Origin of the sequence: Maribacter chungangensis (genome assembly GCF_042676845.1) — a bacterium.
Classification (GTDB): Bacteria; Bacteroidota; Bacteroidia; order Flavobacteriales; family Flavobacteriaceae; genus Maribacter; species Maribacter chungangensis.
Genome location: NZ_JBHTHY010000014.1, coordinates 549,465 through 575,605 on the forward strand (window position 1 = coordinate 549,465; position 26,141 = coordinate 575,605).

At 40.3% G+C, this 26,141-nt stretch carries 27 protein-coding genes; 13 read left to right on the forward strand and 14 right to left on the reverse strand.

What is annotated here, in order from left to right:
- Positions 1 to 119: 119 nt before the first annotated feature.
- On the reverse strand, positions 120 to 1,031 hold the full coding sequence (locus tag ACFQZJ_RS16635; protein ID WP_379936009.1) for a nicotinic acid mononucleotide adenyltransferase: 912 nt from the start codon (positions 1,029 to 1,031) through the stop codon (positions 120 to 122).
- A gap of 125 nt (positions 1,032 to 1,156) precedes the next feature.
- Between ACFQZJ_RS16635 and ACFQZJ_RS16640 the strand changes: the two genes are divergently transcribed.
- Complete coding sequence (locus ACFQZJ_RS16640; protein WP_379936010.1) at positions 1,157 to 2,158, forward strand: NAD(P)H-dependent glycerol-3-phosphate dehydrogenase; 1,002 nt, start codon at positions 1,157 to 1,159, stop codon at positions 2,156 to 2,158.
- Here ACFQZJ_RS16640 and ACFQZJ_RS16645 read toward each other — a convergent pair.
- The 4 genes from ACFQZJ_RS16645 to ACFQZJ_RS16660 form a co-directional block, all read right to left on the reverse strand.
- Entirely contained in the window at positions 2,155 to 3,819 is a 1,665-nt protein-coding gene (locus ACFQZJ_RS16645; protein WP_379936011.1) for a glycerol-3-phosphate dehydrogenase/oxidase, read from the reverse strand. The genes ACFQZJ_RS16640 and ACFQZJ_RS16645 overlap by 4 nt on opposite strands.
- Before the next feature lie 74 nt (positions 3,820 to 3,893).
- Positions 3,894 to 5,381, reverse strand: coding sequence for a glycerol kinase GlpK (gene glpK, locus ACFQZJ_RS16650; RefSeq protein WP_379936012.1), 1,488 nt, complete (start codon positions 5,379 to 5,381; stop codon positions 3,894 to 3,896).
- A gap of 351 nt (positions 5,382 to 5,732) precedes the next feature.
- Positions 5,733 to 6,038, reverse strand: a complete 306-nt coding sequence (locus tag ACFQZJ_RS16655; RefSeq protein WP_379936013.1) for an antibiotic biosynthesis monooxygenase family protein — start codon at positions 6,036 to 6,038, stop codon at positions 5,733 to 5,735.
- Between the two features lie 3 nt (positions 6,039 to 6,041).
- Positions 6,042 to 6,398: a hypothetical protein gene (locus tag ACFQZJ_RS16660; protein ID WP_379936014.1), complete on the reverse strand. Its 357-nt coding sequence runs from the start codon at positions 6,396 to 6,398 to the stop codon at positions 6,042 to 6,044.
- A gap of 83 nt (positions 6,399 to 6,481) precedes the next feature.
- Between ACFQZJ_RS16660 and ACFQZJ_RS16665 the strand changes: the two genes are divergently transcribed.
- The 9 genes from ACFQZJ_RS16665 to ACFQZJ_RS16705 all read left to right on the forward strand — a co-directional run bounded on the left by ACFQZJ_RS16665 (position 6,482) and on the right by ACFQZJ_RS16705 (position 13,718).
- Positions 6,482 to 6,982: a CvpA family protein gene (locus ACFQZJ_RS16665; RefSeq protein WP_379936015.1), complete on the forward strand. Its 501-nt coding sequence runs from the start codon at positions 6,482 to 6,484 to the stop codon at positions 6,980 to 6,982.
- 218 nt (positions 6,983 to 7,200) lie between these two features.
- Positions 7,201 to 7,680 (forward strand): CAP domain-containing protein, encoded by a 480-nt coding sequence (locus ACFQZJ_RS16670; protein WP_379936016.1) that lies wholly within the window; start codon positions 7,201 to 7,203, stop codon positions 7,678 to 7,680.
- Positions 7,681 to 7,965: 285 nt separating this feature from the next.
- The gene (locus ACFQZJ_RS16675) at positions 7,966 to 8,472 is read left to right on the forward strand and encodes a CAP domain-containing protein (RefSeq protein ID WP_379936017.1); all 507 of its coding nucleotides are present in this window, start codon (positions 7,966 to 7,968) and stop codon (positions 8,470 to 8,472) included.
- Positions 8,473 to 8,589: 117 nt separating this feature from the next.
- Complete coding sequence (locus ACFQZJ_RS16680; protein ID WP_379936018.1) at positions 8,590 to 9,129, forward strand: 3-hydroxyanthranilate 3,4-dioxygenase; 540 nt, start codon at positions 8,590 to 8,592, stop codon at positions 9,127 to 9,129.
- Positions 9,130 to 9,492: a DUF1304 domain-containing protein gene (locus tag ACFQZJ_RS16685; RefSeq protein WP_379936019.1), complete on the forward strand. Its 363-nt coding sequence runs from the start codon at positions 9,130 to 9,132 to the stop codon at positions 9,490 to 9,492. It begins immediately after the preceding gene.
- Positions 9,489 to 9,914: a nuclear transport factor 2 family protein gene (locus tag ACFQZJ_RS16690; RefSeq protein WP_379936020.1), complete on the forward strand. Its 426-nt coding sequence runs from the start codon at positions 9,489 to 9,491 to the stop codon at positions 9,912 to 9,914. The genes ACFQZJ_RS16685 and ACFQZJ_RS16690 overlap by 4 nt, the downstream gene beginning before the upstream one ends.
- A 57-nt stretch (positions 9,915 to 9,971) precedes the next feature.
- Positions 9,972 to 11,525 (forward strand): L-piperidine-6-carboxylate dehydrogenase, encoded by a 1,554-nt coding sequence (gene amaB, locus ACFQZJ_RS16695; protein WP_379936021.1) that lies wholly within the window; start codon positions 9,972 to 9,974, stop codon positions 11,523 to 11,525.
- A gap of 701 nt (positions 11,526 to 12,226) precedes the next feature.
- Positions 12,227 to 13,132: an OmpA family protein gene (locus ACFQZJ_RS16700; RefSeq protein WP_379936022.1), complete on the forward strand. Its 906-nt coding sequence runs from the start codon at positions 12,227 to 12,229 to the stop codon at positions 13,130 to 13,132.
- A gap of 31 nt (positions 13,133 to 13,163) precedes the next feature.
- Positions 13,164 to 13,718, forward strand: a complete 555-nt coding sequence (locus ACFQZJ_RS16705; protein WP_379936023.1) for a hypothetical protein — start codon at positions 13,164 to 13,166, stop codon at positions 13,716 to 13,718.
- Positions 13,719 to 13,792: 74 nt separating this feature from the next.
- Here ACFQZJ_RS16705 and ACFQZJ_RS16710 read toward each other — a convergent pair whose 3' ends face one another.
- The 4 genes from ACFQZJ_RS16710 to ACFQZJ_RS16725 all read right to left on the reverse strand — a co-directional run bounded on the left by ACFQZJ_RS16710 (position 13,793) and on the right by ACFQZJ_RS16725 (position 17,874).
- Positions 13,793 to 14,791: an acyl-ACP desaturase gene (locus ACFQZJ_RS16710; RefSeq protein WP_379936024.1), complete on the reverse strand. Its 999-nt coding sequence runs from the start codon at positions 14,789 to 14,791 to the stop codon at positions 13,793 to 13,795.
- A 64-nt stretch (positions 14,792 to 14,855) separates the two neighbouring features.
- A complete protein-coding gene (locus ACFQZJ_RS16715; protein WP_379936025.1) occupies positions 14,856 to 15,590 on the reverse strand; it encodes a metallophosphoesterase in 735 nt (244 codons plus the stop codon).
- Positions 15,587 to 16,669 carry a DNA helicase PriA gene (locus ACFQZJ_RS16720; protein WP_379936026.1) on the reverse strand — a complete coding sequence of 361 codons (1,083 nt, stop codon included), beginning with the start codon at positions 16,667 to 16,669 and terminating at the stop codon, positions 15,587 to 15,589. The genes ACFQZJ_RS16715 and ACFQZJ_RS16720 overlap by 4 nt, the downstream gene beginning before the upstream one ends.
- A 65-nt stretch (positions 16,670 to 16,734) precedes the next feature.
- Positions 16,735 to 17,874, reverse strand: a complete 1,140-nt coding sequence (locus tag ACFQZJ_RS16725) for an SPFH domain-containing protein (RefSeq protein WP_379936027.1) — start codon at positions 17,872 to 17,874, stop codon at positions 16,735 to 16,737.
- Positions 17,875 to 18,000: 126 nt separating this feature from the next.
- On the opposite strand from ACFQZJ_RS16725, the gene ACFQZJ_RS16730 reads away from it, so the two are divergent.
- Genes ACFQZJ_RS16730 through ACFQZJ_RS16740 form a run of 3 tightly spaced genes read left to right on the forward strand, consistent with a single transcriptional unit; the run spans position 18,001 to position 21,038 of the window.
- On the forward strand, positions 18,001 to 18,132 hold the full coding sequence (locus tag ACFQZJ_RS16730; RefSeq protein WP_379936028.1) for a hypothetical protein: 132 nt from the start codon (positions 18,001 to 18,003) through the stop codon (positions 18,130 to 18,132).
- A gap of 28 nt (positions 18,133 to 18,160) precedes the next feature.
- Positions 18,161 to 19,102 (forward strand): carbohydrate kinase family protein, encoded by a 942-nt coding sequence (locus ACFQZJ_RS16735; protein ID WP_379936029.1) that lies wholly within the window; start codon positions 18,161 to 18,163, stop codon positions 19,100 to 19,102.
- A gap of 1 nt (position 19,103) precedes the next feature.
- Positions 19,104 to 21,038, forward strand: a complete 1,935-nt coding sequence (locus ACFQZJ_RS16740) for an alpha-amylase family protein (protein ID WP_379936030.1) — start codon at positions 19,104 to 19,106, stop codon at positions 21,036 to 21,038.
- Between the two features lie 38 nt (positions 21,039 to 21,076).
- Here the strand turns inward: ACFQZJ_RS16740 and ACFQZJ_RS16745 are convergent, their stop codons facing one another.
- The 5 genes from ACFQZJ_RS16745 to ACFQZJ_RS16765 form a co-directional block, all read right to left on the reverse strand.
- A complete protein-coding gene (locus ACFQZJ_RS16745; RefSeq protein ID WP_379936031.1) occupies positions 21,077 to 21,541 on the reverse strand; it encodes a Fur family transcriptional regulator in 465 nt (154 codons plus the stop codon).
- A gap of 361 nt (positions 21,542 to 21,902) precedes the next feature.
- Positions 21,903 to 22,295, reverse strand: coding sequence for a GIN domain-containing protein (locus tag ACFQZJ_RS16750; RefSeq protein WP_379936032.1), 393 nt, complete (start codon positions 22,293 to 22,295; stop codon positions 21,903 to 21,905).
- Between the two features lie 840 nt (positions 22,296 to 23,135).
- Entirely contained in the window at positions 23,136 to 24,272 is a 1,137-nt protein-coding gene (locus ACFQZJ_RS16755) for an ATP-binding protein (RefSeq protein WP_379936033.1), read from the reverse strand.
- Positions 24,269 to 25,048: an SDR family NAD(P)-dependent oxidoreductase gene (locus ACFQZJ_RS16760; protein ID WP_379936125.1), complete on the reverse strand. Its 780-nt coding sequence runs from the start codon at positions 25,046 to 25,048 to the stop codon at positions 24,269 to 24,271. Before ACFQZJ_RS16760 ends, ACFQZJ_RS16755 begins: the two co-directional genes overlap by 4 nt.
- Before the next feature lie 81 nt (positions 25,049 to 25,129).
- Positions 25,130 to 26,005 (reverse strand): aldo/keto reductase, encoded by an 876-nt coding sequence (locus tag ACFQZJ_RS16765; RefSeq protein ID WP_379936034.1) that lies wholly within the window; start codon positions 26,003 to 26,005, stop codon positions 25,130 to 25,132.
- Between the last annotated feature and the right edge of the window lie 136 nt (positions 26,006 to 26,141).

A 26,141-nucleotide genomic window follows, 5' to 3' on the forward strand; every position in this document is an offset into this window, starting at 1 on the left:
ACAAAAGCATAGCTGCGACTGCAATATGGGGTAAATAAACTATTTCATTCTAAAAAATATAAAAACCCGCCTTGAAGTTTCCTCCAAAACGGGTTTTACCAACCAACCTAAAACTATTTTTATTTCCTTTTTCGTTTTACGTCCATAATAGGGTTGTCCGATTTTGTTCTTTTCTTTGCCTCCGAACCTTTGGCAGACTTCAGATACTGTTGGTATCCCCTTCCCCTAAACTCATAGACAGTTCCACTATCCGGGTGGTACAGTTCTATGGTACTATCGTTAATAACATAAAGTTCAAAATAATCACTCCCCATAAATTCATAGTCCAAGGTCAAGGTTTTTAAACTGGCGTCCCCGGCAACATCGAACACTTGATAGTCGCCTTCAAAATCCCAACGTAGGGCATTTAAAGGGGTTCCGGGAGCATCTATAGAAGACCGGAAAAACGTGGGCAAAAACTGTAAAAAGTTTTCATCGTCAAAATCGTTCAAAGCGCCTTCCTCACTGGTAAATACTTTTTCCCAAGCATCGTATTCCTGCATAAAGTAATTGATGTTGTCATAAAACACCATGTCGTAATCAAACCTGTTTCTTTGGAATCCACGCAAGACATAGGATGTATTTGAACGCACGTCCAACAATTCTATCGTGTTGTTGTTCAAGGCATACACTTCCAAGAGCCATAGTCCGTCTACATCATGGTCTATTTCTACCACCCCTCTAAGGGTGCTGTAAAAACCGACATCTATTCCTAATCCGTTCCCTGTTTTACCAATACCAACAATGTTGTTATTAGCTACCAATACGCCTCTATCAAAAGAAACCGTAAAGGCACGTTGTAAAAAAGGAACTTCCCCGTTACCTCGGGTTTCATTAATATCTACATACCAAAGATCAAAAGACTGTAACACCTGATCGGTGTTAAAAGCTGATTGTTCTATAAACTGGTCCTCTATAATGACTTCCGAGTAGCATGAAACTAAAGTGGTCGCCATCAGCATATATCCGAAAAGTAGTTTGATTGTTTTCATGCGTATTGATTTTAAAGATTCCCCTAATTTAAAACAAGCACCGTGCCAAAATACATAACCTATTGATTACCAGTGTGTAAGATTCTTTTGTTTGACCGATGGTTTTGAATACCTACTTTTATCCCATGAAAAACGAAAAGACATTTGCAGTTTTAGGAGGAGGAAGTTGGGCGACAGCTATTGTAAAGATGTTGACCGGCAACGGACATAAAGTAGGCTGGTACATGCGCAATACGGATGCTATTCAACACATTAAAACACATAGACACAATCCCAACTATTTGAGCTCTGTAGAGTTTCCAGTAAATTTATTGGATTTATCTTCTGACATAAATCATATCATAGGTTCTTATGACGTGCTCATTTTTGCCATCCCATCTGCATTTTTAAATACGGAACTAAAAAAACTGACTGCCTCCTTCGATGGTAAAATCATCTTTTCCGCCATTAAAGGTATCGTGCCAGAATCCGGGCTGATCGTCGGGGAGCATTTTCATAGAACCTATGACGTACCCTTTGAGAACATTGGTGTACTTACGGGCCCCTGCCATGCGGAAGAAGTGGCCCTAGAGCGACTTTCATACTTGACCTTGGCCTGTGCCGACCCTAAAAAAGCGGAACTTGTAGCCAACGCTTTAAAGGGCGATTATATTAAAACTAAAATTTCGGATGATATTATAGGGACGGAATATGCCGCGATGCTTAAAAATATTTATGCCATTGCTGCCGGAATTGCCCACGGACTTGGTTATGGAGACAACTTCCAAAGTGTATTGATGAGCAACGCCATACGCGAGATGAAACGTTTCATAAAAAAAGTGCACAAAATGAAACGTAACATTAATAATAGCGCCTATTTGGGCGACCTGTTGGTTACTGGCTACTCAACATTTAGCCGAAACCGAATGTTCGGTAACATGATCGGAAAAGGCTACACTGTTAAAAGCGCACAAATGGAAATGAGTATGGTGGCAGAAGGCTACTACGCCACCAAAAGTGCACACGACCTAATGGAAAAATTGGAAAAAAAATCAAAAACACCTATTATAAATACGGTGTACGAAATTCTTTATAACAATGGAAATGCCAAACGGCTTTTTAAGGAATTGACGGATAAGTTGGATTAAACCCGTTCCATAGAAAAATCGGAATGTTCCACCAGTTCTGTCATCAAGATTTCTTTCCACTTCAGCATCTGGGCGTCATCGGTTTTGAAAATCGTTTTAAATTCCTTTAGTACAGGCTCCATGTACGTACGCACACTACCAATATCAAAATACAATCTACCCGTTCTTCTAATAAAGAAGTCCATGGGGTCCTGTACCATTTCATGTGCAATACCAAACTGAAGTTCTGCAAGTATGAGTCTCGTAGGGTTATCTTTCTCCTTTCTTTGCCCATATAATTCCAAAATCGCCTCGGTCTGCTTTCCGTAGTTGGTGACCAAGAACCAGGCATCATGTTGTGTAAACCCATCTACTTTAATACGGTCAAATACCTCATCGATATACTTTTTCACATGTTTGTACTTTTTAAATTCGTTCCCACAAAGCGGAATATCCTCAGTGGCACAGGATTTTATCTTGGTATCATATTCTTCTTCCATTTTTTTAGCGATGCGGTCTACCACACGCTCCGCCATTTTACGATAGCCTGTTAGTTTTCCTCCGGCAATGCTTATCAATCCGGTATCCGAAGTAAAAATTTCATCTTTACGGGATAGCTCCGACGCCGATTTCCCTTCTTCATGTATCAAAGGCCGTAAGCCTGCCCAAGAAGATACAATATCTTCCATCTCCAAATTAATTTTTGGAAACATATTATTTACCGCGGAAAGCAAATAAATGGCATCGGCCAAATCGGTTCGCACCTTGTCCTTATCGTTGTTGAAATTGGTATCGGTAGTTCCAACATAGGTTACTTTACCGCGTGGAATGGCAAACATCATTCTACCATCTGGAACATCAAAATAAACGGATTGCTTTACCGGAAGTTTCTCGTACGGGAATACCAAATGAACGCCTTTTGTTAAATGTAGGCGCTTTCCTTTTTTAGAATTGTTGACCGTTCGCAGTTCGTCTACCCAAGGACCGGCGGCACTAATAACATACTTACAATTGATATTAAAATCTTCACCGGAAAGCTCATCTTTGACAATTACTCCGGATATTTTTTCATCGGTATATAAAAAATCCGTGACCGAGGCATAATTCAGGGCCGTCGCTCCAAACTGCAAGCTGGTCTTAATATTTTCAATGGTAAGTCGCGCATCGTCCGTTCTATATTCCGCATAATAACCGGCTCCCTTTAAAATCTTTTTGGGCAACAAAGGCTCCAACTTTAAGGCCTCTTTTTTTTCTAGCATTTGACGTTTGTCATCTCCCGTAACCTGTGCCAGGATGTCGTACACCTTTAGTCCTACAGAGGTCAGCCACTTCCCATAAGAACCGTTTTCGATGAGCGGCAACAACATTTTTTCGGGCAATACCAAGTGAGGTGCCAATTTATGCACAATGGCACGTTCGGACCCGACTTCCTTTACCAACCAAAAATCGAACTGTTTTAAATAGCGTAATCCACCGTGAATCAGTTTTGTTGATTTACTGCTGGTACCCGATGCAAAATCCTTTTTTTCTACAAGTGCTACTTTAAGACCTCTTGATGCGGCGTCCAGAGCGATACCACCACCGGTGATGCCACCTCCTATCACTACCAAGTCAAACTGGTCTTTGGTGAGTTTAGCAATAGTGTCGGTTCTTTTTAAATTTGAAAATTCAATATTCCTCATAGCTTTTTTTACTTCGTTTTTGGAGCGTACCTTTATATATCTTTTTGGTCCCCAAGTTTCTTTTTACTTTTTATTTAGTTTTCTTCCCAACCTTTAGACCGTTCTACCGCTTGTTTCCACTTGGTATACAAACGTTTTCTTTTTACCCGATCAAACGTAGGTTTAAAAATTTTATTCATGGGTCTAGTTTGATCTATATCCTCTTGTTTCCATAATCCTACTTGAATACCTGCTAAAAATGCAGCACCCATTGCAGTGGATTCAATAACCTCTGGGCGATGTACTTCGGTATCCAAAATATCGGCCTGAAATTGCATTAGGTGATTATTGGCACACGCACCACCGTCTACGCGAAGGTTCTGCAATTGCAGTCCGGAATCATCTTCCATTGCCTTTAATATATCCTTGGTCTGGTAGGCCAAAGCCTCCAATGTCGCCTTTGCTAGATGCGCCTTTCCGGTATCTCTGGTAAGTCCAAAAATGGCGCCACGGGCATACATATCCCAGTGCGGAGCACCAAGACCGGCAAAAGCCGGGACAACGTAAACAGAACTTTCTCCGTGAACAGAATCGGCCAAAGCCTCGGTTTCCTTCGCTTCCTTTATAATTTCTAATCCGTCCCTAAGCCACTGAATTGCGGCACCGGCAATAAAAACACTACCTTCAAGCGCATAGTACACCTTGCCATCCAAACCGTATGCAATGGTCGTTAACAAGCCATTTTTAGAGAATTGAGGTTTTTCCCCGGTATTCATCAACATAAAACAACCTGTACCATAGGTATTCTTTGCCATTCCTTTTTTAAAACAAGCCTGTCCGAATAGCGCTGCCTGCTGATCTCCTGCAATTCCTGCAATCGGTATTTTTATGCCAGCTATCTCATAATCCCCAAAATGATAGGCGGAGGGCTTTACTTCTGGCAACATCTGGCGCGGTATTTCAAGTTCTTCCAGTAAGCGTTCATCCCATTTTAAGTCTACAATATCATATATCATAGTACGGGAGGCATTGGTATAATCTGTAACATGGTTTTCCTTATTGGTCATGTTCCAAACCAGCCATGTATCTATGGTTCCCATTAAAAGATCTCCATTTTCGGCCTTTGTCCTTGCCCCGGGGACATTGTCTAAAATCCATTTCACCTTAGTAGCGGAAAAATAGGAATCGATAACCAATCCCGTAGTTTGCCTTACATGCTCCGTTAGCCCTTCTCTTTTTAAATGCTCACAAATATCGGCCGTGCGCTTGTCTTGCCAAACGATTGCATTATAAACGGGTTCGCCCGTATGTTTGTCCCAAACAACAGCAGTTTCACGTTGATTGGTAATACCTATGGCCTTTATTTCCGATGGCGCTACGTTCTGCTCTTCTAAAAGTTGGTTCAGCACGCCCAGTTGTGTAGAAAGGATTTCTTTGGCATTATGCTCTACCCAGCCCGGTTTTGGAAAAATCTGTTGGAACTCCTGCTGTACCATACCTTGAATGTTTCCTTTTTCGTCTACAAGAAGTGCTCGGGAACTTGTGGTACCTTGATCTAAAGAAATGATGTATTTTTTTGACATAACTATTTAAGGATAAGAATTTAAATATACCTTTTAAAAAAGCGAATTCAAAGGGGAATTTTTACGCAAACGATAACGTTGAGCAAAATATATGAAATGATCGTTCTAGTAACGGGCCCAGTTAGGTATAAGATAAAAAATACGGTAGCTTATGATGTAAACCCAGGTAAGGGTAAAAACGAAATTCAGCGTACGTTTTAGAAAGTAGCCTAGGTTTGTTTTGACAAAAGAATCACGTTTGTTTTAAACCGGTATTAATAGCCGTTAAAACATGATTTATTTCTGACCGGTAAACTCTTTTCAAACCAGTAAAAAGTGTATGTGTAGTTTAGGAAGTTTGCTTAATGCCGATTATTCTTTAAAAAAACGATACTCCCGCTCTACTTTGCAAATACGAACGCTGTAGGCTCTATACCAAAGACTTTTCCCCTTTTCTTGTGCCAGTAGATGCTCGGTATTCGCTTTCCATGTAGCAATGGCCTCTAAACTTTTCCAATAACTTACCGTAATACCGATATTCTCTCTAGCACTATCCATACCCAAAAAACCGGGTTGGCTTTTTGCCAAATTTTCCATTCTAACGGCCATATTGGTGTAGCCTTGGTCTCCCAATGTCCTAGTAGAAGTGAAAATTACCGCGTAATAGGGCTCCTTCATTTGTTAGGTAATAAAATTACGTTCCAAAAAATAATCTACGATTGCCTGTTTCATCAGTACAGATTGCTCGCCGGCCTTTAAAGTGGGTAGCTCTTCCTTTACGGTATAATGTGGCCACCCGTCTTCATCAAAAAAATCAAATTCATAATAGCCATAAGGCTCCAATAACCTGCAGATAGCAATATGCATTAAGTCCAACTTATCGTCTTTTTTATATTTTCTGTGGTACTGTCCCAATTCCTGTACGCCTACCAAATAGATAATAGCATCCAGTTCCAAGGAGTCCCCATCCGCAAATTGGGCGGACAGTTTGCCTACCAAAATTTCCCATCTATCTTTTAACTGTGTATCCCTAGACATTTTATTGGTTTAAAGCTGATAATTCTTTTTACGAAAGTAAAGGTACTAATCAATGTTCTATATTTGTTACAAACTGTTTTCAAATGGCGCTTTTAGATATCATTTTAGGACTTCTGCTCCTCCTAGGTCTATGGAAGGGATTTAACAACGGACTCCTCATAGAACTTGCCTCTATTGTGGCACTTATTGCAGGGATCTATGGCGCTATCCATTTTTCCTATATCACGGGAGACTACCTTACCCAACAATTGAATTGGGAGGAACGTTATGTTACCATTGCCGCATTTATCGTAACCTTTGTCCTAATTGTAGTCGCGGTACATTTTGCGGGTAAATTACTTACCAAAGTAGCGAACATTGCACTGTTGGGATTGTTGAACAAAATAGCAGGGGCCATTTTTGGCACCTTAAAAGTAGCTGTCATTTTAGGAGCGATACTCATATTTTTTAACCGGGTGAACACCAACCTAAAATTCATTTCCGAAGAGGCACAGAACGAATCCGTGCTTTTTAATCCTATCAAAGAAATCGGTGCTTTGGTATTCGATACTATTTTACGAAAAGAGTTAGCGGAGACGGAGTAATAGTGTTGGTCGATGAAATACCCATAAGGGCGTTTAAAAGCGGATTCTCCCAAATTCCGGTCCTTTCATCGAATAAAAAATAATTTTTACCGTAGCAACCTCAATTTTATTTAATATTACCATGTCGATATCCCCTATTGGCACGAGAACAATAAGTACCCAATTCTTATAGACCTACTTTCCTGCCTTGAGCGACCTGCTTACAAATAGAACAGTATATGAAAATGAGAGCGCAACACGCTTTCCTTGTTTTGTTTGTATTTATTTTAGGTTCCTGCTCAAAAGAATCTATTGATGATACACCCAACATTGAAGCGACAAATGTAGTAGCCCTGGAACAAGAGGTATTGGAAATTGTAAACTCCCATAGATCTGATTTAGGAGCCACTACTCTGGTATTCAGCCCCATTGCCTACGAATATGCCAACAAGCACACAGATTATATGATCGCCAAGGGTAATCTTAGTCATGATAATTTTAGTTCAAGAGCATCAAGTATAGCCGCTAAGGTACAAGTGCAAATGGTAGCCGAAAATGTAGCAAAAGATTATAGTACGGCACAAGAAGCCTTTCTAGGTTGGTATGAAAGTACAAGCCATAAGAAAACGATGGAAGGTGATTTTACACATACCGCTGTAAGTGTAAAAAAAGATAAAAACGGTAATTTATACTATACACAACTTTTTTATAAAGAATAATAAGGCACTGCCATGAGCTAGTTTTAATCGATATAAAATAACCATCTGTCGATATACCAATTTCTACATATCCGACAAGAAGTTTTCTTCTTGTGTTAAAAGGCAAAATCTTCTCTAAAACGAGCTAAATGTTCGATAAAAATAAGATGTGTTTCATCGATAAGGCCTTGTTGTACAACATTATACCGGTCAACGAAAATTAAACTACACTTGCAGATGTTTTTATGCATGTAGCTTAGTTCTATACTAGATTTGTCCCAGTTACATTTATTAAACCCCCGAGCAATGAAGCTTAATCGTTTTTATCTTTTAATTATCATCATAGCTGTTTCCTCGTGCAGTAGGCATGAGTTATCATCGTTGGATTTTGAGCAACTCAACAAGCCGGAAAAAGAAATATTCCTCGTATCTACGGCACAACATTCCACGCAAGAAAAAGCCTTGTTCGAGTTAATTAACAACTACCGTCTAAGTATAGCATTGGATACACTTGCGTTTGAAGGTGCCTCTTACTACTTTGCAAAGAAACATTCCATGTATATGATCTCGCAAGGTAACACGAGCCATGATAATTTCGCAAAACGCGCTGAACAACTTTCTATGAATACGGGCGCAAGTTACGTGGCCGAAAACGTAGCCAAAGATTACGATACCATCGATGAGGCTTTTGAGGCATGGTTGGAAAGTGAAGGCCACCGATTAAATATTGAAGGAGACTATACCCATTCTGCAATTAGTATTAAGGAAAACGAGGAAGGAGACCTCTATTTTACACAACTATTTTTTAGATAACCATTTTACACATATCAAACAATCAAAGCCTTAGACAATTCTAAGGCTTTTTTGTGGCCTTCTTGTTAGGTACACTAAACACTATTATTTAACTTAGGGTATTCAAAATGAATAGCTATGCCCGTACGTAAGCCGTTTAACCTTAACAAATGGATAGAAGAAAACCGCCACACCCTAAAACCTCCGGTAGGGAACAAAAACCTATACAAGGACTCAGGGGATTATATAGTGATGGTCGTCGCAGGTCCCAATGCTAGAAAAGATTACCATTATAACGAGACAGAAGAATTGTTCTATCAGTTAGAAGGCAAGATCGAAGTTCACATACAAGAAGATGGGCGAAAGCGAACGATGGAACTAGGACCCGGGGATATGTACCTGCATCCTGCGAAAGTTCCGCACTCTCCCGTAAGACATGAAAACTCCATAGGATTGGTGATTGAACGGAAGCGTTCGCACATGAACGTAGATGACGGATTACTTTGGTTCTGTGACAACTGTAATCATAAACTATATGAAGTCTATTTTACGCTCAACGATATCGAAAAAGACTTTTTAGCACATTTTAAGCATTTTTATGGCTCAAAAGAATTAAGAACCTGTGATACTTGTGGAACCGTAATGCCCGTTGATGAACGTTTTACCAAAGAAGAGTAAATGGGAATCACGATTAAAATAACCATTGCATTTATATCGCTTCTACACTTCTATTTTCTTTGGTTGGAAATGTTCGCATGGACCAGCAGGGGGCCAAAAATATTTAGAAAATTTCCAAAAGAACTTTTTGCGCAAACAAAATCGATGGCGGCTAACCAAGGTCTATATAATGGATTTTTGGCTACTGGCCTTCTTTGGACATTTTTCATAGATAACGCGGATTGGATAACGAACATCTCCTTGTTCTTTCTAATTTGTGTAGCTGTCGCAGGGGTTTATGGAGCCTTAACGGTAAGTAAAAAGATATTCTTTATTCAGGCACTTCCTGCAATTCTTGCCATTATTCTAATTATGCTATCATGAAGCCAACTTCAACGTTTATTCTTTTTTTTCTATTTCTAACGTATTCAATATCTACCGTGATCGCACAAAAAATGACTCCGGAACAAGTAGTTCAAAAATCAATGGAAAGCTATAACAATAGAAATATAGAAGAATTTATGAAGGTCATGGATTCTAATGTAACGTTCCATAATTTTTCTGACGGCACCGTTACCATGCAAGGGGCCGCAAGCTGCGCCAAATTCTATACTGCCCTATTCGATGCCTCGCCCAACCTGAACTCTACCGTTCTTACCCGAACCGTCTTTGGCAATAAAATTATAGACCATGAATATATCATTGGACGTAACGGAAGTAAGGAAGCCATAGAACTCGTGCTAATTTACGAGGTTGAAAATGAAAAAATTGTCAAGGTTACCGTTCTACGAGAAGAAAGCGAATGAGAAGTATTATTCGTAACTTTGAAAAAATCTAACAATACATATATAAAAAGTTATAAAATGTCTAAAATAGCTACAAAGTTCGGAATTAATGATGCCCTAAAAGCATTGGGAATCAAAGATATAAATGAAGGAAGCTCTACCGGCTCAACTAACTTTTCCAGTGGAGAATTAATTGAAAGTTATTCACCGGTAGATGGTGAGTTAATAGGAAAAGTAAAAGCAACGACTCGTGCAGACTACGACAAAGTAATGGATTCGGCAACCAGCGCGTTCATATCTTGGCGAGAAATGCCAGCACCACAACGTGGGGAAATTGTGCGCCAGTTTGGAAACAGACTAAGGGATTTAAAAGAACCTTTAGGGAAATTGGTCTCCTATGAAATGGGCAAATCTTTACAAGAAGGTTATGGAGAAGTACAAGAAATGATCGATATCTGTGATTTTGCTGTCGGTTTGTCGAGACAATTAAACGGAAAAGTAATTCCGTCCGAACGTCCGTTCCACGTTATGAGAGAGCAATGGCATCCTATAGGGGTTGTTGGTATTATTTCGGCATTTAATTTTCCGGTTGCCGTTTGGGCTTGGAATACCGCTTTAGCATGGATCTGTGGTGATGTTTGTGTCTGGAAAGGATCTGAAAAAGCACCTTTATGTACTATTGCCTGTCAAAATATAATCGCGAAAATTTTAAAGGAAAACAAGTTGCCCGAAGGTATTTCCTGTATCATCAACGGCGACTATAAAGTTGGTGAAATGATGACAACGGATACTAGGGTCGCTTTGGTTTCTGCAACAGGCTCAACGCGCATGGGACGTATTGTCGGAAAAACAGTTGCCGAGCGTTTTGGTAAATCCTTATTAGAACTAGGTGGCAACAACGCTATTATCATTACACCTACTGCAGATTTAAAGGTTGTGGTTCCCGGTGCCGTTTTTGGTGCCGTGGGAACTTGCGGGCAGCGTTGCACATCAACACGTCGATTGATCATACACGAATCGGTTTATGATAAGGTAAGGGACGCGATTGTTGGTGCATACCAACAATTAACCATTGGAAACCCTTTGGACGAAAAAAATCATATTGGTCCTTTAATCGATAAAGACTCCGTTAAAACATATTTAGCAGCTATTGCAAAAGCAAAAGCCGAAGGTGGAAACGTTTTGGTCGAAGGTGGGGTATTAGAAGGTGAAGGCTACGAAAGCGGATGCTATGTGAAACCAGCTATTATTGAGGCAGAAAATCATTTTGAAATCGTACAGCACGAAACCTTTGCTCCAATTCTATACATCATGAAATATTCTGGTGACGTAGAAAATGCTATTGAAAAACAAAACGGGGTCGCACAAGGATTATCATCTTCAATTATGACCAACGACCTTAAAGAGGCTGAGAAGTTTTTGTCTTATTCGGGTTCTGATTGTGGAATAGCGAACGTTAACATCGGAACTTCGGGTGCAGAAATCGGTGGTGCTTTTGGAGGCGAAAAAGAAACCGGTGGCGGTCGCGAGTCTGGTTCGGACGCTTGGAAGGTGTATATGAGAAGACAAACAAATACGGTTAATTACTCCAATGAACTGCCTTTAGCACAAGGCATTAAGTTTGATCTGTAAGCCGCAATTTTGAAATAGTTATTTTTAAACGGTAGTTTGATCTCTATTTTCAGAGGTCCAACTACCTTTTAATAGTTCCTGTGTTCCCAAAACGACAATCATACAAATGAAAGTGAGCAACGCAAAAAGGCGTTTTTTTAACTTTTTCATTCCGTTTGTTCTTTTTTTATTAAGATACTGGAACACTGGTACGAACGCTTCTAAATCTGTACAGTTGGATATCCTTTTTGTATGAATGGGAATTTCGACAAAAAAGCCAACATTGGGCTATTCCCTTTTAGTTATCTTAAATGACCTATGCTGTAGTTAACGAAATAGCTATAGAAACCAAGGTAGCTTCACTACCTCCAAAACCCGGAGCACGTTTTTCGCCCGCAATCAGATAATAAAACCCTTATGCGAATTCGCATAAGGGCTTTTTAGTAAACCAACTAACTCAAATATGTACGATGCCACTAGCACAATGCCACATCTTTGTTGGGAGCGCTAACGATATTTTTGTACTATCTAAAGTTACTTAAAAAAGCCGTCCTAAACGTTCAACAATATACCGATCCTACCCTAGTCTGTACCAATGGAAATGTTTTATGTATAGGTGGAATATTCACTCTTTACTGATTACTAGCAATTAACGGACATAATCTTAACAATTTTAAGATTTTTTTAATACATTGTGGGCAAACACTAAACCTTTACTAACAATGACAAGAACAACTAAGTATCTATTGCTGATGCTCCTTACCATTCTCATCGGGACTTTTTTTTACATTACCTGTTGTAGTGAATGTGGAGCCACTGAAACAGCCGAACCGCAAAAAGAAGCGGTAATCCCCTCGGCACCGAAGCCAACCTCTTATCCCTTTGCCTTTAGCGATGGGGACTACGCGTATAGTGAAAACGACAACTATAACTTTAACGCATCGTCTTCGGATATATTGATGCCTTTGGCGTCAAGTATGGGAGCTAGCATAACGGACCTAAAAACGTTTCTATCCGAAAACGTGGGTAAGGTCATTAACGTTACGGGCTATTATAAAAGCGACGAGACAAACAACACTGCATATCCTAATTTGGGATTGGCGAGAGCCAATGCGGTTAAAAATCACTTGGTCGAAAATGGAATTTCATCTGCCAGTATCAACACTATGGGTAAACTAATGGATGATATGGTACCTGATAATGGAATATATCTTGGCCCTATAGCCTACGCAGTTTCGGGAGAGTCGGAAACTGCCGGCGATGATATTAAAGCCTTGTATGACAAAATTAAGGCTGATCCATTAGTACTCTATTTTGATACTGCGCAAGCATCTATAAGCTTGTCTGCGGAACAACGGCAAAAAGTGGCGGACATTTCTAGATATTTGGACAAAGTCGATGGAGCGGCAGTAAACATCATTGGCCATACGGACAATACCGGCGTTGCCGCTACAAACATGAGGCTGGGTCAGAACAGGGCAGATTTTGCCAAGGCGTATTTAATGAGAAATGGTATTTCCGAAGCTAAAATCAATACTTCTTCGAAAGGACAGACAGACCCTATTGAAAGCAACGCAACAGAAGAAGGCAGGTCTAAAAACAGAAGAACCGTCGTAACATTAAACTAAATAAACACTAATACTTAAAATAAGATAAAAAATGGATTTTGAAAATATGAACATCTGGTGCTGGATAATTCCCGCTTTAGCAGGAATAATTTGTGGAATTTTAGGCTACCTCCTAGGAAAAGGTGGTAACACCACTATCGACAACTCTGCCGATCTAAAACTATTGGAAGATAAAAATGCAAGACTTCAGGCAGATTTGGATGCCTGTAACAAAAAGGTCAGTGCCAATGCAAACTTAGGTGCTTCGGCTGCCAGTTTTGCGGCAGGAGCCGCCGTGGCCTCCATTCCTTTTGATGCAGCAGCAGCGAAAGCCGTATTTGGAAAAACAATCAAACAAGACGACCTAAAAGTCGTAGAAGGTATTGGCCCCAAAATAGAGGGTATGCTAAAAGATAACGGCATCAAAACTTGGAAAGCACTTTCCGAGGCAACCGTGGCCGACTGTCAAAAAGTACTGGATACAGGTGGAAAAAGATATCAAGTACACGATCCCGCATCTTGGCCCATGCAATCGAAAATGGCCTACGAAGGCAAATGGAAAGAACTCTTGAAATGGCAAGACGAGCACGATCACGGAAAATTATAGTATACTAACCAACCTAAATACAAAAACCCCGATTCCAAATGGAATCGGGGTTTTTAATTTCATAATTTTTAGGGTTATAGTCTGCCGTTGGCCTCTACCCATTTAAAATGATATTGATCCTCCGGAAATTTCATTCTTGTAGCAATGCGCTCCAAACGATCCGGTAATTTCATTAAATAATCGCGTGCCCTTTGCGCATCGTCATTAAGTCCTCTAACCGCATCGATTTCCCAAAATGCATTCAGTTTTTTTAAGATTTCTATGTAGTCCTGAGCGGTATATACCCCTAACCGCTGCGCACAGTTGGAGAAATTCTCAAATGCAGCTCCAATGGTACCACCGGATTCCCTTAAGAAATGTGCGGGCATTACAATTTTTTGTTTCATCATATCGGCAAAGGCCAACATCATTCCGTTGGGATCGTGTCCTAAAATGGTTTTAACAAACTCCCTATAGGCCAAATGGTGCCGCATTTCATCCCCTGCTATAATCGTGCACATCTTTCCTAACAGTGCGTTCCCTTTTTTCTTGGCCATTTGCCCCACACGTTTGTGCGAAATATTCGTGGCCAGTTCTTGGAAAGAGGTATATACAAAGTTCTTGTACGGGTCTCTATCGGTTCCAATATCAAAGCCATCGGAAATCAAATGCTGGGTCGTTATCTCTATCTCGCGCATGTTTACCCTTCCGGATAAATACAGATATTTATTAAGGACATCGCCATGCCTATTCTCTTCTGCCGTCCAAGCACGTACCCATTTGGCCCATCCGTTGGTCTTATTTTCCCCATGTTGATCTATTCCCACCACATCCATTAACCAAGACTCGTAGGTTGGCAAAGCTTCCTCTGTAATCGTATCGGCCACCATGGTAACCCAAAAATCATATCCCAGTTCTTTGGACTCCTCTCTCAACTGTTCAACATGGTCCAAAAATCCATCACTCTGTGGATCCGGCAAAAAGTCACTTGGCTGCCAAATATCTTCTGGCTGAATTAAAAAATTCTCCATAAAGCCTTCGACTTCAGGCTCAATTGCCTGCATTACTTCTAATCGTATGTTCTTTTCTGACATCTATCCCTTTTTTATCAAAGTTCGTTAATTATTAACCAAAATGTATTTAAAACTTTCTCAATTTTCAATTTCTACCCTTTTCCGTTGGATAAAAAGTATGTACAGGGCTACTTTGCCAATACTTTTTAGAGTCTACATCCATAATCGTTAAAGGCCCTTTAAAGGCGGCACCCGTATCTATATTCCAAACGTTTGCCGCATTTATCGGTGTTGTTTTTCCTATTCGTGTAACCGGCGTATGCCCAATATAAATCTCCTCGTAATGCGATAATCGTTTAGGGTAACGAGCATCTCCTTTCTTTAAATTTGGGTTGAGCGCAAGTACCAATTCCCAAAGTGTCCTGTCCCAATAAAAAGTAACCTTGTTGTATTCAAAATCCACTCCGTTTAGATTGGTAAAGCCTGCATGTAAAAAAAGCCTATTTGCACGATCAAGATGATAATTTCTAAGATTCTCATAAAACTGTAGGTGTTCTGCCTTCCTTTTTTCATCCAAGTTTTTATAGGAATTTACCGTAGCTTCACCACCGTGTTTAAACCATAATGGATTATCGGCTTCCCTTACCAACCAATCATAGCAAAGTGCGTCATGGTTGCCACGCAAGAAAATACAGTTATGGGTTTTATTTAACCCGATCAAAAAGTCGATTGTTTCAGTTGCCTGGCTCCAGCCATCTATATAATCACCTAAAAAAATAAGGGTATCGGCAGGTGTAATCTCGGCATTTTGTAATACTTGCTCCAAAGCTTTTAGTCCGGAGTGGATATCCCCTATCACAAGGGTTCGGGCGTTTCTCATTTAGCAAAAATCGCAATTACTCCAATGACAACAACGATAAACAATACTAAAAATAAAATTTTCCAAAAAGAATAGGGCCTGGTTCCACTTAAAACCCCGGTTTGGCCGTTCACATAAAAATGATATTCTTTTCCGTTATACCGATAAGAACTAATATATACGGGCAATAATATATGTTTAAAAGTTTCCTTGGATAGTTTTATGTCGGCGTTGGAGATGCGCTGGGTATCCCCGCCAATATCTCGCCTTATCCAATTATACGCCCTATACTTGGCTTCTTGAAAAGATTGATGATGGCCCTCCTTAAGGGATACGGTATACTTTTCCGTCACAAAACCGGATAGGTATTTAGAATTGAATACCACCAGCTCCTTTAAATTCCAAAATGCTACCCCAGCGGGAATGTCCCTTCTCTTTTTCTGTGAGGCGTTAATAAGGATATCATCAATAAAGCCTTCTACAGTGCCAGATGCAGAAGACCACTTGGTTTTGCGTACCTGTCTTGTTTGCTTGCCTTTGTTAGTTCTGTACGTTTGGGTTTCATAATAATAGTCCCCCCGTTTTCCCTGATACCTTGCAAACAGATTTGCATCAAAGGTCCAGTAGGGAACGTATAATCCGTGAAGTCCTTCAGGATCCAAAGCGGCACGTTTCAAGTTATTTGGAGCGAACCACAAACCGTTTACCCAGTTCTTAAAAATACCTCTCGCCTTTTTTACGTCCAACTGAAAAGGAACCAAGGCACCGGGCAATATCCAACCTTCTTGCTCCACATCTTCCCGGATAAGTGGTTCACCACAATAGACGCAGGCTAAGGATTTATAATTTTCCTCTACATGCTGGTTGGCACCACAGCTCTTGCAATGTAAAAGTTCAATAGTTTCGGTATAAGCGTTCTCTCCTACTATTTTTAAATAATGGGCAAGTTCCAGCTCCTCAAAACTACTTTTGGATTGTTCTATAAATTCCTCGTAACCACAATACTCGCAGTTAAGATGGTGCGAACCTGGTTTAAATTTTAGTTCCGCACCGCAACTAGCGCATGTTTTTTTATGTTCGGATGCTTGGATTTCTTCCATTACAGCTATGCTAAAACTATGGTCTAACCCTACAGTTCTTCATTTTAACTATTGTACTACCTATCTTAAGCCGTTGGTAATGGCGGTGGTGTATTACCTCCTAGAAAAGACTTTAATTCCTCGACCTCTTTTAAGGGGCTCCAATTGGCCATACCTTGTTTCCAGATTAAAGAATCCCTGTTGATGGTGCGGTTGGCAAAAAGCTCCTTTAGCTTATCAAAAGGCACTGGACCGGACTGTTGCCCATTTACTGCATAAAAGTAATTTACTTGAACCGGAATTGGTGGTGGCGCAGGTTGTTGTACTTGCTGGGGTTGCGTTCCAAACGGCTGTACGGATGGTTGCCCCATGAGTCCGCCCATTTGTTGCGCCAGCACAAAACCCATACCCATTCCCATACCGGCACCAGCGGTACCACCTTCGTTCGCAGCTGCCAATTCCATAGCCTTTGCGGCTTTAAACTGCGCTAGTTTTGTCATATCCAATTTATCCAGGCGGCTGTACTCGAAAATTTCCTTTTTAAGTTCTTCGGGCATGGACACATTTTCGATATAGAATTTCTCCAGCTCAATACCTACACGATCAAACTCGGGCTGCATTACCGTTTGGCAGGTTTCCGAGAGTTCCGTCGTATTCGCGGCATACAATTCTATCGGTAAATTCGCCTCGCCTACCGTATCCGTAAAGCGGGTTACAATCAAGCTTTTTAAATGTTCGTTTATCTCATAATTGGTAAAATTACCATCTGTCCCTACCACATCTATAACGAATTTTCCCGGATCGTTTATTCTAAAACTATAGGTCCCAAAGGCGCGTATCTCTACCAGACCAAATCGTTCATCACTTAACATAAAAGGGTTTTTGGTACCCCATTTTTCATCTGTAAACAATCTGGTGTTCACAAAATACACCTCTGCCTTGAACGGACTGTCAAAACCATATTTCCAGCCCTTTAAGGTAGTTAGAATAGGTAGGTTTTGCGTGTTTAAGGTGTACGTACCCGCGGTAAAAACATCCGCTAGCTGCCCTTCATTTATAAATACAGCGGTCTGTCCTTCGCGAACGATCAATTTTGCGTTGTTCTTTATTTCATTTTGATACCGCTCAAACCTGTGAACTATGGTGTCGTTCGTAGTGTCCAACCATTCTACGATATCTATAAACTCATGGCTAAGTTTTTTCTTTATTTCATCGAATAAGCTCATCTTTTAGCGTGTTTAAATTGAAGTAAAAAGGTAGGGAATTTGAGAACATCCGACAAGGATATACAAGTAATAGATTATTAGACCTGCACATTTACATCGTTTTCGTGTAGGTCCAAACCCAAAAAAATGAACAATTCACAACAAATTATAGACCAACTTATATTTTCTATTTACCTTGGAACGGTAAGGGATATGCCCGGCACCCTGCAGACAGCGTTTTGGACGAGCAAGGGGAGCATAACAAGAACGTCTCGGTAGCATACTCTTTTATAAAAGAACTAAACAAATGAAAAAGGTATTTTGTATTGGTGAATTGCTCATCGACTTTGTGGCCGAAAACCAAGGAAATGATTTGTCAAAGGCAAAAGAATTTACAAAAAAAGCAGGTGGAGCGCCAGCAAACGTTGCTTGTGCCATAAGCAAATTGGGCGGCAAAAGCACCTTTATAGGTTCTGTGGGCAATGACCCCTTTGGCACATTTCTTTTGGATATCCTGCAAAGCGCAAACGTAGATATTTCCCTAGCGCAGCAATCCGAAATCTTTACGACCCTTGCCTTTGTTTCCATTGATAAAGATGGTGAACGCGATTTTGTCTTTAGTCGTGGTGCGGACCGGGAATTGAAATACAATTCCTCACTAAAAAATGATTTTAAGGGAAGTATAGTTCATTTTGGTGCGGCAACAGCATTGTTGGGCGGAAACCTGGAAGACGCTTATGGTAGATATTTCTTTGATGCACTTACCCAGAATTCCTTTATAAGTTTTGATCCTAACTATCGGGTGGACCTTTGGAAAAACAAAGATTCGTTTATAAAAAAATGCATGCCCTTTGTGCAAAAAGCGCACTTATGTAAATTTAGCCTGGAAGAAGCCCAATTGCTATCCGGAAAAACAAGTTTAAAAAAAGCCTGTAAAACCCTACACGACATAGGAACAGAAACCATAGTCGTTACCTTAGGTGCAGAAGGTACCTTATTGAGTACCAAAAATTACAGTAAGACAATTCCCAGTATCGCCGTTAAACCCATAGACACTACAGGGGCAGGAGATGCATTCATCGGCTGTCTTTTAAAACAGATGTCCGGCCACCCGAATCTTGACACCCTTTTACAAAATGAAATGGAATTAACCACTATGGTTGCCATGGCCAATAAAGCAGGAGCCATTACCACAACAAATTTTGGTGCTATAGAAGCACTTCCCTACCAACACCAATTAGATTCTTAGTATGAATCAAGCAGCTTTACATCGTTTAATGGCCTCAAAAAGGTTAAAAAAAGCGGTAGATGATCCCCAATATTTATTTGAATTGCGACTGTCTACAAACTTGTCCCTTATCAGTTCACTCTTTTTTTCATTGTATCCCAAGGATAAAAATGAAGTCTTTTTCCATAAGCTTTTAAACCGAATGGAAAAAATGTACGCCAATAGGGACATAGCTCTAAAAAAGCTAGACTTGGAGCGTTTACGATCAGGAAACTGGTATCAGAGCAATGAATTAGTAGGAATGCAATTATATGTGGATCGGTTTAACAAGGACATAAAGGGGCTACGGCAAAAACTACCTTATTTTGAGGAACTTGGAGTCAATTTTTTACATCTTATGCCTATAACCACAAGACCGTCCGGAGAAAACGATGGTGGCTATGCGGTAAACAATTATCACGAAATAGATTCCAAATACGGAACCAAAAAAGACTTTTTGGACTTTACTAAGAAAGCACGGGACAATAACATGGTTCTTATGCTCGATTTTGTTGTAAACCATACTTCGGATGAATTTGAATGGGCAAAAAAAGCTAAAGCGGGAGACCCTAAATTTCAAAGCTATTATTATACCTATCCAGATAGGAAGATCCCCGATGCGTTTGAAAAAACCATGCCAGAAGTATTTCCGGAGTCAGCCCCGGGTAGTTTCACATACAGTAAGGAAATGAACAAATGGGTCATGACCTGTTTCAACACCTACCAATGGGATTTGAACTACACGAACCCAGATGTCTTTATAGAAATGTTGGACAATTTGGTGAAATTGGCCAATATGGGCGTAGACGTTATCCGTTTTGATGCCCTTGCCTTTTTATGGAAAAAAATAGGTACCTCATCACAGAATCTACCAGAGGCACATCAACTTATAGCGCTGTTCCGGATGTGTTTACAGGCTATTGCTCCAGGTGTAATTCTATTGGCCGAAGCTATAGTTGCCCCAAGGAACATTATAAAATATTTTGGAGAAGGCACTTTGGAGGGGAACGAATGTGAGGTTGCCTATAACGCATCGCTCATGGCCTTATTATGGAACTCCGTCGCCACCAAAAAAACCGCTTTGCTTCACAAAAGCTTATTAGAGATACCGACAAAACCGATAGACGGTACCTGGATAAATTATATAAGATGCCATGATGATATTGGCCTTGGGTACGATGATGATTTTATCAGGGAGATCGGATGGTCTCCGGCCGAACATCGAAGCTTTGTACTGGATTATTATGCCAGAGGGTTGGAATGGTCTCCGGCAAAAGGCCTAATGTTCATGTACAATCCAAAAAATGGGGATGGTAGAATAACAGGGAGTGCGGCATCCTTATTGGGGCTGGAAAAGGCCCTGGAAGAAAAGAATGGGCACAAGGTTAACCAAGCCGTGAAGAAAATCCTAATGCTACATGGCATAATTCTTAGCTATGGCGGAATCCCACTTATCTATGCCGGTGATGAACTTGGCACCTTAAACGACTACTCTTTTGAAACACAAAGTGACCATAAAAATGATAACCGATGGGTAAACAGACCAATGCACGATTGGGATGCCGTAGCCAAATTAAACACAACTACTACTCATAGTTCGGAGATTTTCAAAGGCCTAAAGCAGATGATTTTAGCTCGAAAGAAACTAACTTGTTTTGCAGATACTCATCCTACGATTATACATCCCAGTCCAAATACACACCTGTTCGTATTTGAACGAAATAACGGAGCTACCAAAGTATGGGTGTTGTCCAATTTTGATGAGCAACCCCAATTTCTGCATAGTTCTTGGTTGTTTTCAATAGGAATGCTACCCAAAAACGAACTGGTAGACCTTATCACCGGCAATGTCTTGGTCATAAAAAATAACCTTTTGGAATTGAATGCATATCAGCATTTGTGGATAACCGGAACGTAAATGAGTCCTAAAAAGGGTGCCGTTGTTTTCAAAAAGAGTTAACTGGCCGATTTTTCCTTTGCCGCTTTTTTGTTTCGCGTACCGTAAAAATATAAGGAGTGCTTATCTATTTTAATATCGAAAATTTCTTCAATACTCTTTTTGATCGCTGCTACCCTGGGGTCGGAAAATTCTACTACCTCATCGGTATCGGTTAAAATAATATGGTCGTGCCCACCATCAAAAAATGATTTTTCGTAGTGTGCCTGCTTGTCCCCGAACATGTGCTTTCTTGCAAGGCCGGCATCCAACAATAACTCCATGGTATTATAAAGCGTAGCCCTGCTCACCCTAAAACCCTTGTTTTTCATGTGCACATACAGCGAATCTACATCCATGTGTTCCTCCAAACCGTATAATTCCTCTAAAATAGCATAGCGCTCCGGTGTTTTCCGGTGTCCATTATTCTCCAGAAAGGCGGTAAACACGCCTTTGATTATACTAAAACTACTCTCGCAAGCCATGATTTCCTCTATTTTTGACTATTAAAATTCTACTCCAGTACCCGTAAAGAAAGTAAAAAAGTAAAGAAAAAATATGAGAGATGTCATTTTAGGCCTTATTCACAATCATTCTTAATAAAAAAGTGTGTGTTTTTTAATAAACCAATACCTTCTGGTGTACTATATGTTTAGTTCGAAATTTTAATGACATCCCTTTATTTTGTAGAGTTTGTCGTCCTTATTAAAACGATACCGCATAAAATACGGTATGCTATATTAGTGCGGAAAAATTATTGGTTTTATGAGGCATCAAAAAGCCCTTTCCAAATGTGTAGAAAGGGCTTTATAAACGAATATTCTAGTGGTTTTACTATGAAAGTTTCTAATCACTAATAATCGCAATACCATCGGAAACGCTTTTACCACTTTTAGTCTTTAAACTTCTAGCGCAAATCATTCCAATACCAGCAATTTTTAAGTTTGCGGTATTCGCTGTACCAGAAAAATACATAGTTGATATTCCTTTTAAATCTACGCTAAGGGTATCAACAAAAACCTCCAGGTCTCCGTTCAATATACCATCGCCCTGTATGCGCAACTCTTTTTGCCGTATTACATCCTCCGATTGCAGATCTACTATACCGGCCAAGGTTACCCCTAAAATCCCCGTATGGTTCAGGTAAATATCGTATTGTGGTGATTGGTAATGCTCACATTCGTTGTTATAATAAATCACGAGTGTTGCGTTATAATTCGAATTTAGAATTGGATACAATCATATTCTTTGAAATTTTTGAAGATTGATTTAATAAATAGCTGGTATACGAGCTATTTATTAAATGTGTTGATGCTCAAAACCTGTAAGAATTCGTAGATCGACTTGTTAATCTTGGGTTCCTTTTTTAGGTTAATTAGGGTAACATATACGGTTATGGCTATCCAGATTTGGTCTTGACAGCATTTCTGCTAGCGCTCAAGAAGGATTTTATTTTCAGGTATTTTTTTTCCACTTGAAGAACGTATCGATTAACCACCTGTGCCTGTAGAGTATAGCAATTTCCTTTGTCCTGAGGTTCAAATTATTAGTCAAAAAGACCAATGTCTTGCTATCATGTTACTTTATGTGCCTAAGCTTTTCGGGATAGTCCTTGGAGGTATAGCACCCTGTAAGGTTGTAGGTCTGTTCGCATTGGAATACCCAGGCCGTGCAGACCTTGACGTATCATACCCGTTCAAATTTCATGTTCTTCTCTGCCCTAATAAAAAATATCCGCCGGCTCAGTGAATCCGGTGAAGTCTTTCGAAGTCCACGTAGCCCCTGTCTATTGCATAAAAGGAGGCGGCCATGAGTACGATTACTTCAAGTACGTTGACATCGTATCTTTGTACGTACTTAAAAAGTCGTTGTTAGGTACAAAATCAAAAAATCCGGGCAAAGACATATTTACCATGGTTCCTAATAATAACGGTTTTCCACAAAATTATTTTTTCAAAACCGTTTGAACCTCGAAATCGGCCGTAGGCCCCATCTACAAAACATTTCAGAGCGTTTAAGTTTTCAATAGCGTAGCATTAGTTAGAAAAAGTATGAAACCAAGGTTATACCTTTTAAACATCAGTTATAGTCCACCTTCCTTAGAATCCGCAACGCAGCTTTGACCGATGTGTATACTTTGGGAAAATCATTCTTAACCAAAACCCTGGCCAGTTCCATCTGATCCCGTGCTTCTTCAAAACCGTTTAGGTAGCATATCAAATAGGTATCCGGCAGGTGCTTCAGATCCTCTACTTCGTTCGGGTTTAAGCCAATACTACTTTTAATCTTTGCCAAAATGCTGTTGTTACTATTGTAAGTGTGGTGCAAAACTTTCTTATCATATTGCGGTGGCATAAAAACCAGATCTGTTTGTATATGATAGGTACCATTTTCTTGAAAGGTTATGGTCAATTCTTCTAGGGGATAAAAACGCTGGGTTGCCCCAAGCCCTAATTTTACATACTCCATAGTGGTAAACGAATCCTCGGTATATGAAATGGTTACCTCGTCCAAATTGGAATAGAACAGCTTTACCTGCTCGTTTATTAGTTCTATATCTACCCGGTTATAGTAAGTCTGCCCTTTTACCGTTTTTTTATTGCCGGCCCAGCACACCACAAACTGCTCTTTAAACACCTTATAGTGGCTCTCCAGATCTTTATGCCGGTTGTTTATAAAATCGATGACACCGTCCAAGGTAAGTTCAATGTTGTTACGGGCGTGCTGTTGAATGGTGGAGACCGCTTGGGAGTTTACGTCCTTAAGCTCAATGTCGTATACTTTTGGCATACTAATGCTGCCTTCCCTAAAAAACACGGAACCTCCATAATATTTCCAGATATTTTTACGCAAGGAACATACCTTACCGCTAGATTTTATAGTAACTAAACCTACTACCTTTCCTTCTTCCAGGTGCGGAAAAGGAATATTCTCGTAAGCGATCAACGGAGGGTTGTCCAAATAAGCATTTACCAAGTTTTGGATTTTACTGTCATCAAAAAAATCTACCCCGACTATTTTATTGTCCTCGTCCTCTACCCCGACCACGATAAATGAATTGTTATTGGGGTTACTATTGGCCAGAGCGCATACATGCTTTAGAAATTTTGCCTTGCCTTCTTTGTGGTTAATGGCAATGAAACGCTTTTTATCATAGAAACTGTTCTCGTCGTTATGGGCGAGCAAGTTCTTGACCAATAAGCGTTTATTAATCATAAATTTTTATTGATTTGGGTAGATGAAGCTTGCGCCGTGGGCATGACCACAAGATCGGCAATATTAACATGGTAAGGTCGTGTAACCACAAAATAGATTATGTCCCCAATATCTTCCGGTTTTAATGGCTGATATCCTTTGTACACCGTTTTGGCGCGTTCCTCGTCTCCTTTAAAACGGACATTGCTGAATTCTGTTTCTACCAGTCCCGGGTTCACCGCCCCAACCCTGATACCGTGTTGGTTCAAATCCATTCGCATACCTTGGTTTAGGGCATCTACGGCATGTTTGCTCGCGCAATACACGTTTCCTTTAGGATAAACTTCCTTGCCAGCGGTGGAACCGATATTGATGATATGCCCCTCTTTGTTTGCAATCATTTTTGGTAAAATTGCCTTAGAAACATACAATAGGCCTTTAACGTTGATGTCTATCATGGCGTCCCAATCGTCTACACTACCCTCTTGAATGGTATCCATGCCATGCGCATTACCGGCATTGTTCACCAAAATTGAAATATTTGAAAACGCTTGGGGAAGCGATGCTATTGCACTTTGCACCGCTACTTTGTCCCTAACATCAAAATTGAGTACATGTACTTTTGTCCCGGATCCCAACTCGGTTTTTAGTGCGTTTAGCCGGTCCTGCCTTCTTCCGCAAAGTACCAGGCCGTACCCGTGCTTCGCGAAAATTTCCGCAGTCGCTTTTCCAATTCCACTTGTGGCACCTGTTATAAATACGGTCGGTGCCTCTTGGTCTCCCCCAAACGTAGCCATTCTATTTGTTTCTGTTTCCATAGCTGTTATCATTCTTAATCCCTCTTAAAAGGGGTTTGTTTTTTCTCGATCCTTGATTTTTTAGGCCACCACATGCCCGTTACTTGCCTCTAGCAATTTAAACCAATCTTCCAGCTCCATTTCAATGGTCAGGGCTTTCATTGCCAAACCTAAGCGAACAGCATCTGTGGTGCCCACTACTGGATGCACTTCTGCCGGATGTTTCAATACCCAGTTCAACAATAACTGATCCTCCGTAGCTGCATATTTTTTGCAAAGTGGTTTTATTGCTTTTTTTATTCGTTTGGACTGCATGGAGTTTTCTTTAAAATAATTGCCCAAGGGACTCCAAGACATGGCTAAACGCTTATTAACCATACAATCATCCAGTGTGCCGTTATCCATAGCACCATTGCTCGTAAGAGAAAATTCTATCTGATTACTTTCTACGGGTATCATGGTTTCTATAAGCGCAATTTGCGCCGAATTGAAATTGGAAACCCCGAACCGCCGTATCTTACCTTCCTTTTTAAGTTGGGTGATTGCGGCTGCGATTTCATCAGGTTGCATGAGCGGACTTGGCCTATGTAGCAATAGCATATCCAAATACTCGGTCTGTAGGGATCTTAGGGAGCGCTCGGCGGACCGGATAATATATTCGGATCCGTAGTCATAATGTTTTACAGTGTTGTTTCTACTTTTCGCATTTAACTGTATCCCACATTTACTTATCAATTGTATGTCTTCCCGATCAATGCCACAAGCAGAAAAAGCCCTCCCGAACTGTTCTTCAGTAGTATAATCCCCATAAATGTCCGCATGGTCAAAAGTACTGATGTCAAAGGCCAAACAAGACTGTATTCGGTTCTCCATTTCCCTTTTGGAAAGCTGTTTGCCCCAATCGCCCCAAGTCATGGTTCCTGCTATGATTCTAGAATAATCGATGGTATTGTTCATCTAAGTTAACGTTCACATACCTCTTAATACAAATTCCTTTATACCGGCGGGTATGGCGATTGTTGTCTATATTCCCGCTACGGGTTTTCTTAACCGAGTGAAATTAAAAAGAAATCCCTTAAATACTTCATAAAAA